Here is an 11,002-nt window from a genome sequence, read left to right as displayed (position 1 = left end):
CGGTACGCAGCCGCTCCACAAAGCCGAGAAGGACCTCGGCGTCCAGGTCTCGGGTGTCGCCGTGCCAGCCGGTGGCCAGCATCCCGGCGACCCGCCGCAGTCCGGGCATCGCAACACCGACGGCCGCGACGACCCAGGCTGGGCCATCGCGGCGCGCGTGGACGACCAACTCTCGCCACACCGCGTCACGAACAGCGACGGCCGTCTTCGGTGACAGCAGCAGCGTGCGCAACCGCTCCAACGGCAAGATCGCTGCGGGCAGCCCGGTGATCCCCCGGCCGTCGAACCTGATGGGAGTAGGCGGCTCGATGAGGAGCTTGAACGCGCGGTCGGCCGCGGCCAGCGGCGATGACGGCCAGCATTGAACACCCATGTCACACCTCGCGAGACGATGGCGCCACCCCGGATGGGCGGGCTTAAGACGCCCATCTGCGCACGCCGACCCAACTCCATAACCGACACCGGCGTCCGGCCTTTCGCGGACCTACGCCCAACAGCACCGCGGACGAATCCCGCGAACCCGTGCCTGGTCTCACCCAACAGGGCGCCAGTGCTCCGGTTCGCGCCGTCACCGGGGCAGCGTTGGGTGGCGACTCAAGGCACCTCTGTTGACCGCTCCGCCCCCGGCTCACCGTGTTGGCCAACAGCGCCGACCTGTTGGCTGTCAGGCAACAGGCCGGACTGGTGTTGGGTGCTGTTGGCCAACACCCTCTGATGGCCGCGTCGACATACCAGTTTGCTCAGGCCATTGGTGTGCGCGAACACGGCCAGCCAGAGCGGGAGCCACCCGCCCATGACTGCGCTGCGGAACCCCGAACCAGACCCCCGTCCGTACCAGCCGAGCGACCGGCACGGCGACGCAGTACTCGTCACCGGCGAGGTTCCCATCGCCGTCTGGCGACTTGACGACCGCTCAGTTGACGATCTCGACGACGCGGACCGGCTCGCCGTCAGATTGGCGCAGCAGCGTGACCCCCGGCGGCCCATTCCACCCGGCCGCGGTCACCGCCCGCGTGCACCCCTGGCACGTCCTGGGCTACGAGGACGTCGAGGCGGCTCCGCTGGGCGGCGGGCGGTTCACCCTGCACCCCCTCGGCGTCGAGGCGCCCCTGTACCTGCGGCCCCGACCCCTGCAGATCGCGAGCGACGCCGAGGACGAGCGGCCGCCCGGCGTCCCGCCCGAGCCACGGGGTCCGCGCGAGGCCTCGACGCTCCCGGTGCGCGCGACGTGGCGCGTCGTGGACGCCCTGGGCGACGTGAGCTACGGGCCCGTCTGGACGCTGGCGGCCGACCACCCCCTCGCCGCCGACAGCGCCGCCGAGGGCCCGGCGCTCCTGCGGGTCACCGCGGGCGGGAACCCGGTGCCGTGGAACCGGATCGGCCTGACCGGCCTGCCCACCGCAGGGGCCCCGGTCCCCGCGACCGGTCAGGTCCTCGTGGACCCCGCGCGCGGGGTCCTGGTGCCCGCGTCGGACGTGACCGGCACCCTGCGCACGACCTTCTACCGCGCCGTGCCGGGACGTCTGGGCCCCGCCGCGAGCACCGCCCAGCTCCGGGACGACGTCGGCGTCGTGATAGTGGTGGACCCCTCGGGCGCACCGCACCCGCCCGGGCAGACCGTCGTGGCGACGCTCGCGGCGGCGTTCGGCGTCGCCACCGCGACCGCGACCAGCACCAGCGAGCCGGACGTGCCGCAGGTCGAGATCCGGCTGCTCACCAGCGACCGGCTCCCCGCGCCGGCCGGACCGGTCACGGGCACACCCGCGCTGACCCGGTGGCGGGTCGTCGCGCCGGTGGGCGCGACCCCTGTCGTCGTGGGCGCCCTCGATCTTCGGCTGACCGGGGTGCAGGTCGAGCTCGCGGGCTTCTTCCTGGACGGCGACCTGGCCATCGGGCCGGCGATGGCCCGCGTCGACCTCGTCGGCCTCACGCTCGACGCGACCACCGGCGGCGCCGTCGTCGTCGACAGGACCGCCTGGACCACCCGGGTGACGGCGACCCGGTGCCTGCTGGGGCCGGTGCGGGCCGACCTCTCGGCCTTCCCGCTCGAGCTCACCGACTGCGTCGTCGACGGGTTCGGCGCCCCGCCGCGGCCCTGCGGAGGCGCCCCGGGCGGGACCCCCGGCCGCGCCGCCCTGGCCGCGGTCGACCGCTTCCCACCGGACCTCGTGGCGTCCGGCGTCACCTTCGTCGGTGCCGTCGGCGCGGGCCAGGTGTGGGTCGACGACTGCCTGTTCACGGCGGGCCTGCGGACGACCGTGACGTCGTCCGGCTGCGTCCGCCACTGCCACCTCGGGCCGGACGACGACCCGCAGGCGCACCCGCCCGGCTACCGCTGCCTGTCGGGGCCGCTGCCCCGGATGGGCGGGGTCGGGCTCGACTCCGCCGGCTACTGGGCGCCCGTCGTGGACGGCCCCGGCGGCCGCCCCGCACCCGCCCTGCTCACCGGGGCCGGGGACGGCGGCGAGATCGGCGCCTACCACCACGCCCGTCGTGGACCGCTCGCCCTGCGCCTGGGGCAACGGCTGCCCGAGATGACCCCACTGACGGTGCACCCGCACCTGAGTGTCGCCCACCCGGAGGACTGAGATGACCGGCGACTTCACCAGCGTGCCGCTTCGTGCCGCGGACCGATGGACGGCGGCACGGATGCAGCAGGGCCGGGTGCTCCTGGACACCGACTGGAACCTGACGATCGACGGTGCGGCCCGGGAGACCCGCAGCCTGGCCCGGGACGCGATCGGCTTCGCCGGGGTGCACCAGGGCAGCAGCGCGTTCCAGGTCGACGTCGTCGCCGGGGCGCTCACCATCCGCCCCGGGCTGATCTGGGTCGACGGCCTCGCGGTCCGCAACGACGCCGACCTCGTGTACGGCTCCCAGCCGGAGATCCCGCCGCTGCCGACCACCGGGCTGGCCGTGGTCTACCTCGACGCCTTCGTCGAGGAGGTCCAGGCCGCCGAGGACGAGGACCTGCTCGACCCCGCCCTGGACGGGGTCGACACCACGACGCGCACCCGCGTGGGCTGGCGGGTGCGCACCGTCACCGCCGATTCCGCCGCCTGCGGGTCGGGCGCGCTCCCGCCGTCGCTCAGCACTGGCACCCTGGACGTCACCCGCACCTCCGGGCCGACGAGCGCGGACCCCTGCGCCCCGCCGGACGACCCGCGCAGCAAGCTGCCCGACGGCCTGCTGCGCATCGAGGTGATCGACGGCGGTTCGGAGCTCACGGCGCGCTTCGCCTGGTCGTACGCGAACGGCGGGGACGCGGTCGCCGCGACCGTCGCGGGCACCGCGGTGAGCCTCGTCCTCTCGCCGTCGGTCGCCTTCCAGCCCCAGGACCTCGTCGAGGTCTCGACCCTCGTCCGCCGCGCCGACCGCCGCAACCACGGCGCGCTGCACTCGGTCGCGGTCGTCACCCCTCAGGCGGGTGGCGACCTGATCACGCTCGGGACCGCGAGCACCGTGACCGGCAACCCGCCGGGGACGTGCCTGCGCCGGTGGGACGGCCAGCACGTCGGCGCGGCCGCCGGTGTCACCGCGACCCTCGGGGGTGCCGACGTCGGCATCGCGTTCACCGCCCGACCAGGCACCTACCTCGTCGGGGACTGGTGGGGCGTCCGCGTGCGCGGCTCCGCCTCCGACGCGGTCGAGACCCGCACGGCCGCGCCGCCAGACGGCGTCGTCCACGCGAGCGCACCGCTCGCCGTGGTGGACCTCGCGACCATGACGGTCCTCACCGACTGCCGGCGCACGTTCCCGCACCTCATCGACATCCGGGGCGGGACCTGCACGGTCATCGCCTTCCCGGGTGACGACCTGCAGGCCGCCCTTGACGCCCTCCCGGACGACGGCGGCAAGCTCTGCCTGGCGGCCGGGACCTACCCCGTCCGCACCCCGCTCACGATCGGCGGGAAACGGCGCGTGGTCATCGACGGCGTGGGGCCCGCCACCGTCCTCGCGGCCGACCGGCACGAGGCGGTGCTCATCGCCAAGGAGTGCGACGATATCGAGGTCACCCACCTGCGGGTGGAGTCGGCCGTGCCCCGTGAGCCGTCGCCGCCGGGCGAGAGGCATCTGTTCGGTGCCCTCACCTTCCTCGGCGGCAACCGGGTCCGGGTGCGGGACTGCCAGGTCAGGTGCCCGGACGGCGACGGGCGTGCGCAGTCCGGGATCTACGTCGGCTCGATCGAGGGGGGCGCCCAGCCGGGCTGGGTAGAGGTCCGCGGCAACCGCCTCGAGATCGGCGCCCTGCAGGTCGGGGTGCTCATCGCATCAGCGCAGGTCTCGACCGTCGTGGACAACGAGATCGTGCTCGGTCCTCGTTCCGCGCGCCAGGAGGAGCGGGAGACGGTCAATCCCGGCGTGGCTCGCGAGCTCGGCCGCTTCGTCGCACGCCACCTCGACGTCCAAGGCGAGGGTGAGGGTGAGGGACGGACGATCACCCTGCCGGACAAGGGGAAGCTGCGGGTGGGCGGTCGAACGGAGATCCGCCGGTTCGCCGCCGACTGGGCCAGGCGGACTTCGGCCGGCCGGCTGGCGCGGGAACGGTCCCCGCGAGAGGCGCTCGAGCACTTCACGGTCGCGAGCCTCGTGGAGCCGCACGAGGTCACGATTGGCGCGCCGAGCACCCGCTTCCTCGCCGCGTCGGTGAGGGACGTGCGGGCGATCGGGCAGGGCGTCGTGGTGGGAGGCTCCCGCGCCTCGCTGGTGAGGATCGAGGGGAACACGGTGCTCCACGTACTGCAGGGTATCCACGTCGGCCTGCACGAGCCGGGCCGGGAGCAGTCGACGGCGGAACGGGTGGTCGTCAGCGGGAACCTCGTCGGCTGCAGGGTCCCGTACTTCTGGATGCGGCAGCGACATGCGATCTACGTGGGGAACGTCAACAACCTGACCATGGTCGACAACCGCGCCAACCTAGCCCGGACCGGCGGCTCCGCCGACGGGACCTCGGTCGACGCGGTGCGCGTCTGGGGTCTGGTGGGACCGTACCTCCAGGTCCGTGGGCTCGACCTGACCGGCGACTTCCGGTTCGGGGTCCTGATCCGGGACACGACGCCTCCGGGCAACCGGCCGCGGATCGTGCGGCACGTCACGGACGTGCTCAACCTCGACGGGGCGCAGGCGGTGAGCGTCCCCGGGACGGTGACCACCGAGCGTTGCGTGCCCTGAGGACGAGGACTACCGTCGAGACATCCGGGCATGCCTCGACGTGCGGTAGCGGCAGTCGCGACCCATTGGTGTCAAAGACTGTGGGGTTCGAATCCTCGCATGGCTGGTCCGGAGCACGAGGGGCGTCGGCCGGGGCCTGCGCCCTCGCTCGTCCCGACCGTGGCGGCGCGGGGACCGGGCTCAGAATCCGGTGATGGTTCCGCCGCCGCCCGGGGAGTAGTCGGCGTTGAGCTGCCGAAGCTGGATCCTGCCGGCCGCGAAGGCTGCCCTGATTGCCGCCTCGAGAGCCGGGTCGCCGAGGTTCAGCCGGCCCGGCTGGATCGCCGCCAAGAGCTCCGCACGCCAGGTGGGGCGCAGCGTGGTGGCCGGCGTCGGGAACTGCCCGATGGTCGACATCTTCACGTCGTTGGCGATCAAGGTCACCTGGCCGTTCGGATCGATCCGCGCCGTGTAGAAGTCGCCGCCCGGGACGTTGGCGCCGGTCGGTGCCTGAAGACCGATCTCGCCCCTGGCCAGGGCTTCCCGCCATCCCGCAGCCTCGGCCCCGTCCGCGCGCGGGCCTGTGATCACCGACCGGGATGTCTGGGCCGAGGCCGAGCGCTGGCCGAGGACCTGCCCTGAGAAGGGATCGGTGACCAGTCGGGCCGGGTTGACGAGGAACGCGCCCGAGCTGATCCGGATCGATGCCAACTGGGTCGCCGCCGACACCGATGTCGGCGCGGCCGTGGTCGCGACGGGCGCCTGCTGGACCGGGGCCTGCTGGATGGACGTCGGCGCGCCCACGTAGCCGCTCTCCTGCGGGTTACTCAGGGTGTAGGAGGTTCCCGACTCGCCCAGCCTCAGGGCGGTCGAGGAGCTGTAGAGACCGAGCCCGGTCGCGGCGACGAACGCCCGTCCGGTCCTCCCCCACGAGCCGAGGGTCTGCCGCGTCGACACCCCCGTCTGGAACGCACGCTCCTCGCCCGCGGTCCGGCCCTGCCCGGCCCGCAGCTGTCCCAGGGCGCCGACCGTCAGTCCGGTGCCACCGGCCTGGATGGCCTGGCTCCAGTCACCCGTCTGCAGGTAGGTGACCCCGCCGGCACCCACGCTGGGCAGCCCGACGCCGACCGCGTACTGCGCGCTGGGTGATCCCAGGGTCCGGGCGTACGCGCCGGCCGTCCCACCGAAGGCGCCCAGGCCGAAGCCGGTCAGGCCGCCGCGCAGGACCGCCTCGCCGCGCATTCCCTCGGGCGCGCTGAGGACGCCGCCGGCCGCACCGCCGAGCCCGCCGCCCGCCCCCTGGGCGAGAGCACCGCGCCAGAGGTTCTGCGCCGTCGAGAGCCCCTCCGCGCCCACCCCGAGGTTCCGCGCCAGGCCCAGGGTCGCCCCACCACCGAGTCCGATCGCCGCGCCCTGCCCGCCGACCCGCAGCCCCTCGCTCCAGCCGGCACTCAGCGCCCGGCCTCCGCCGCCTCCTGACGCCAGCTCGCCACCCGCACCACTGACGAAGCCCAGACCGAACCCGCCCGCGCCGACGACACCGCTCGTCCCGAGTGCCGTCAGGCCGGTCGCGGCGAGCCCGGTGACACCGAGACCGGCCACACCCGCGGCCACGACGGGCGCCGCCAGGATCGCGCCGATCGACAGGGCGATCGCGAAGGCGAGGTTGCGAGTGATCGTCAGGCCCTGCACGACGGTTCCGGCGGCAGCGATCGCCCGGTCGATGCCCCGCAGCACGATGTCCTGTGCCTGGTCGGCCTTCTCCACGGCCGTGAAGACGGCGTCGCCCATCTCCGACAGCGACCCCGCCGCGGTCGCCCGCCCAAAGCGGTTCAGCGCGATGTTGGAGTCCGACAGCGGGCCCAGCATGCGGCTCTGGACCTCGACCGGCTCCTCCCCGCTGACCAGGCTGACGACGAACCCGACGTACGGCTGCTCCTCGTAGTTCAGCCGCATGTGCTCGCTCATGCGGAACTGGCTGCTCTCGTTCATGTCCCGGGCGTGCCGCGCGGCGTCGCGCAGCGCCGCGACGGCCTCCGCGCGGACGCGGTCGGCGAGCTGCTGGGGGAAGACGAGCATCTCGCCGTTGTGCACGACGTAGGCCATGCCCGGCTGCTCCTGGTACGGCCTGATCGACTCGATCATCCGCAGGTTCGCCAGCACCCCCGCACGGTCGTTGGACCCGCTCGGGGCGAGGGCCTGCGCGAGTCGTGCCTGGCGACGCTCGCCGCTGGCCTGCGCGAGGTCCGCGCTCAGCCCTGGGGCGAGGGTCATGAGCTCCCGGCGCAGGATCGACCGGTCGGCCCGGGTCAGGTCGGGTCGCTGGAGCCATGCGGTGATCCGGTCGACCTCGGCGCGCATCTCGGCCGGGTCGGTGAGCTGCTCACTCGTCTGCTCGCGCAGGATCCGGGGCATCTCGGTCTGCGCCGGCAGCTCGGCCTCCGCCTGCGGCCGGCCTGTCGTCCCAGCACGGCGACCCCGACGCCGCGGACGGTCCTGGGCCGCCATCGCACCCTGCCGCCGACGGACCTCCGCCTCGAGCGCCGCCTTCGCCTCCTGCATTCGATCGACGTCCGGCGAGCTGCTGATCTGCCGCCCGAGCCACTCGTCGACCTCGTTCAGCTCGTCGAGCAGCGCGGTGTAGCCGTAGCCGCGCACGTCAGGGGACGACTGGAGCCAGTCCGTCGCCGCGAACGCGACGTAGACGCCACCGGTCCCGAGCAGGTCCGCGCCGTCGCCGCCGGAGTCCACAGCCCGGGCCTGGAGCTCGGCCTGCTCCGGGGTGGCCCCCCCGGCGGCGCCCTGCTGCGCCGCGTGCACCAGCTCGTGGGTGAGGAGTCGATCCGGGACCACCTGGTCCGGGCCGACGGCGATCGCGACGTCGCCGCTCAGGGTGAACGCGGACGCCTCCGCCGCCCGCGCCGCGACCCGCACCGCCGGGCCGGTGTGCAACCGCACGTGGGATAGGTCCTGGCCGGTCGCCCTCTCGGCACTCGCGCGCTGGGCCGCGTCGACCGGGTACCCAGGGCCGGACAGGGCCCGCTGGAGCGTGACCCTGTCGAGCTCGTGCCCGTGAGCGTGGGCGGCGAAGCCCGCGGAGGGCGCCGGCGAATGGGCCGGGGCGGTGCTTGGCGCCGCTCGCGGCGGGGCCTTCTCCGGTGCTGCGACAGCGTGCGCCTGGGTCACGGGGAGCTCCGTCCTGTTCCCAGCATGGTCCCGCCGTGCAGTCGTGAACACAACGGTGCCCGAGCACGAAAGTGCCCAAGCACAAGGTCGACGGCGTCTCCCGGCGCCCGGTCAGACCCCGGCCGGCGGACCCACGCCCAGCTCGAGCCAGGACGCGAGCTCGTCGATCTCGGCTCTTCGAAATTGAGCGGGGTTCGCTGCTGGAGCCGACCCGAACGTGAGGGACTCGCAGCCCATCGGTGATCATTTGGGTGTCTAATTCGGATGGTCACAAAAGGGAAGAGCTGCAAGCATGGTCAACGATACGACCCCGCTGCTGGGCCTGGACGGGCTGGTTGCCTAGCGGGTTGAGTGACGCCACCGGTGTCCCGGTAGTGCACCTGTCCACCGGTTGTGCGCAGGCCCGATGCTGCCCGCAGTGCGGGCGGCGGGCGACGCGGGTGAACCAGTGGGCCACGACCCGGCCGCGGGATCTACCGGTCGGCGGCCGTCCGGTCCGGCTGCGGTGGCGTAAACGTCGCTGGTACTGCCCAACATCGCAGTGTCCGCGGAAGTCGTTCACCGAGCAGGTCCCCCAGGTCCCGGCCCGATCGAGGCTGACCACCCGGCTGCGTCAGGCGACCGGTGCTGCGGTCGCCGACGGCGGCCGCACGGTCGTGCAGTCCGCCCGCGACCACGGCGTCTCCTGGCCGATCGTCGCCGAGGCGTTCACCGCGCATGCCACCGCAGTACTGCCTGCAACCCGCCGACCGGCTGGTCCTGGCGGTGCTGTCGCGGCTGCTGCCCAGGGCCTGGTGGTCGGTCTTCTTCGTCACCCCAGCGACGCTGCTGCGGTGGCACCGGCAGCTGCTCGCCCGGCACTGGACCTACCCACACCGCCCACCAGGCCGACCACCGATCGACCCGACCATTCGGGCACTCGTCCTGCGAATGGCAGGCGAGAACGCGCCGATGACGAAGGCAAGGTCTCGGTTCAGGCGGTGAGGCGCGCGAGCACGTGGGCGGCGTCGCGTCCTACCCCTCGAAGGGTCGCGGAGGAGAGGCTGCGTTGGCGTTCGAGGCCCACGTAGCCCAGGCCGGGCACGGTGATGGACACGCCACCGCGGTGTGCCGGACTGCCGGCGGTGTGCAGCGCCCCCGGAATGCTCAGGTAGTCGACTGCGGGACGGTAACCGGTGGCCATGATGATGGCGTCGATGCGTTCCGCACGCTGGTCGTGCCACGTGATGGTGTCGTGGTCGATGCGGGTGAACAGGCGCCGATGGTCGGGGTTGCCCGTGCGCAGGGCGGCGCGGTAGCGGCCCTCGTCGATGACCGGCACGGTGTTCGGAGCGAAGTGGGGCGCCCAGCGGGCGGTGTCGAGGCCGGTGCGGGTGAGCCACCAGTGGAAGTCGCGGCCGAGGATGCGCTGCTGCTGCCAGCGCAGCGGGGACCGGGTGGCGATGCTGACCCGGCTCACGGTGGCGAGCTCCGCCGCGATCTGCACCGCGGAGTTGCCGCCGCCGACCACAACGACCCGGGCGCCGGCGAACGATGCCGGGCCGCGGTACTGACCAGAGTGCAGGACCGTGCCGGTGAAGGTGTCGAGGCCAGGAAGCGGCGGCCGGTAGGGCCGGCCGAATCCGCCGGAGGCGGCGATCACCATCGGTGCCTAGACGGTGCGGCCGGCGTCGGTGGAGACGGTGAACCGCCCGTCCGTTGCCACCACGGATCGCACCCGCTGGCCGAACTCGATGGGCGCGTCGAGGCGGGCGGCGTAGTCGGTGAGGTAGGCGACGACCTCGTCGCGGGCCGGGTACCGATCGGGGTCGCCGGGAAACGGCAGGCCGGGCAATGCGGAGAACCGGGCGGGCGAGAACAGGGTCAGGCTGTCGTAATAGTGCGGCCACGACCCGCCGGGTTTGTCGGCCGCGTCCAGCACCACGGGCCGCAACCCGTGGACGGCGGCGACGTGCGCGGTCGCGAGCCCGGCCTGTCCGCCGCCGATGATGATGATCAGGTCCGGGTTCGTCACTCCCGCAATGTATCGTCATATCGGAAGATGACGAAATGACTGGTGGGATACTGGCGGGTGATGAGCACGACAAGCGCCCTGGACGGGCCGACCCAGGACTTCCTCAAGGCCCTCGCCAGCGAGACGCGCCAGCAAATCATGCTGCTGTTCGCCGGCGGCGCTGAGCTGACCGTCGGGGAGATCGCGGCCCGATGCGGTATGGGTCAGTCGACGGCTTCGGAACAGTTGACGTTGCTGCGCCGCGGTGGGCTGGTGGTGTCGCGCCGTGACGGCAAGCTGGTGCGCTACCGGGCAGATCCGGACACCGTTCGGGAGCGTCTCGGCGGCCTGCAGCGATACCTGACCGCGTGTTGCCCACCTGGGTCGGCCGGACCGCCGGACTAGCCAGCGGTGTTCTGCTATCGGCGCGCGGAGCGGCGTCTGCGAACGTGCTTCGATCATCGGGCGGAACGCCGGAACCGGGCAGCACGTAACCGACGGGTTCTACCCGTCAAGAACCCTCGAGAACCACGCTAGGTGGCACGTCCCGCCTTATGGCCTGCCGATGTTGCAGGACCTCGGTCGTCCTTCGTGGGAACCGCCAGCAGTGCGGCGACGGCGAGGAGGCAGACGGCCGCCGTCGCGCCGAACAGGCCGCCGTAGCCCGTCGGT

The 11,002-nt window shown here is 73.1% G+C and carries 6 protein-coding genes and 3 pseudogenes; 5 read left to right on the top strand and 4 right to left on the bottom strand.

Features of this window, described 5'->3' with window-relative positions; genetic code table 11:
• Positions 1 to 373: pseudogene (locus AB0M20_RS10800) on the bottom strand (hypothetical protein); the annotation flags it as partial.
• 544 nt (positions 374 to 917) lie between these two features.
• Here AB0M20_RS10800 and AB0M20_RS10795 point away from each other — a divergent pair.
• Complete coding sequence (locus AB0M20_RS10795) at positions 918 to 2,588, top strand: hypothetical protein (protein WP_364296738.1); 1,671 nt, start codon at positions 918 to 920, stop codon at positions 2,586 to 2,588.
• 1 nt (position 2,589) lies between these two features.
• The gene (locus AB0M20_RS10790; protein WP_364296736.1) at positions 2,590 to 5,172 is read left to right on the top strand and encodes a DUF6519 domain-containing protein; all 2,583 of its coding nucleotides are present in this window, start codon (positions 2,590 to 2,592) and stop codon (positions 5,170 to 5,172) included.
• Between the two features lie 180 nt (positions 5,173 to 5,352).
• Here the strand turns inward: AB0M20_RS10790 and AB0M20_RS10785 are convergent, their stop codons facing one another.
• Both AB0M20_RS10785 and AB0M20_RS10780 read right to left on the bottom strand, forming a co-directional pair.
• Positions 5,353 to 8,337 carry a DUF4157 domain-containing protein gene (locus AB0M20_RS10785; RefSeq protein WP_364296734.1) on the bottom strand — a complete coding sequence of 995 codons (2,985 nt, stop codon included), beginning with the start codon at positions 8,335 to 8,337 and terminating at the stop codon, positions 5,353 to 5,355.
• 111 nt (positions 8,338 to 8,448) lie between these two features.
• Positions 8,449 to 8,574 carry a hypothetical protein gene (locus tag AB0M20_RS10780; RefSeq protein WP_364296732.1) on the bottom strand — a complete coding sequence of 42 codons (126 nt, stop codon included), beginning with the start codon at positions 8,572 to 8,574 and terminating at the stop codon, positions 8,449 to 8,451.
• A gap of 2 nt (positions 8,575 to 8,576) precedes the next feature.
• Here AB0M20_RS10780 and AB0M20_RS10775 point away from each other — a divergent pair.
• Positions 8,577 to 8,996, top strand: a pseudogene (locus AB0M20_RS10775) (transposase family protein); the annotation flags it as partial.
• Between the two features lie 58 nt (positions 8,997 to 9,054).
• Positions 9,055 to 9,321, top strand: coding sequence for a hypothetical protein (locus tag AB0M20_RS10770; protein WP_364296739.1), 267 nt, complete (start codon positions 9,055 to 9,057; stop codon positions 9,319 to 9,321).
• On the opposite strand, the pseudogene AB0M20_RS10765 reads toward AB0M20_RS10770, so the two are convergent.
• Positions 9,311 to 10,351 (bottom strand): annotated as a pseudogene (locus tag AB0M20_RS10765) (NAD(P)-binding domain-containing protein). The gene AB0M20_RS10770 and the pseudogene AB0M20_RS10765 sit on opposite strands and share 11 nt — an antisense overlap.
• A gap of 60 nt (positions 10,352 to 10,411) precedes the next feature.
• Here AB0M20_RS10765 and AB0M20_RS10760 point away from each other — a divergent pair.
• Complete coding sequence (locus tag AB0M20_RS10760) at positions 10,412 to 10,735, top strand: metalloregulator ArsR/SmtB family transcription factor (RefSeq protein ID WP_364296730.1); 324 nt, start codon at positions 10,412 to 10,414, stop codon at positions 10,733 to 10,735.
• Positions 10,736 to 11,002 lie beyond the last annotated feature (267 nt).

Origin of the sequence: Actinoplanes sp. NPDC051633 (genome assembly GCF_040681735.1) — a bacterium.
In the GTDB taxonomy this organism is placed as follows: Bacteria; Actinomycetota; Actinomycetes; order Mycobacteriales; family Micromonosporaceae; genus Actinoplanes.
The sequence above is the reverse complement of the archived record's forward strand: the minus strand, read 5'-3'. Positions and strand labels throughout refer to the sequence as shown.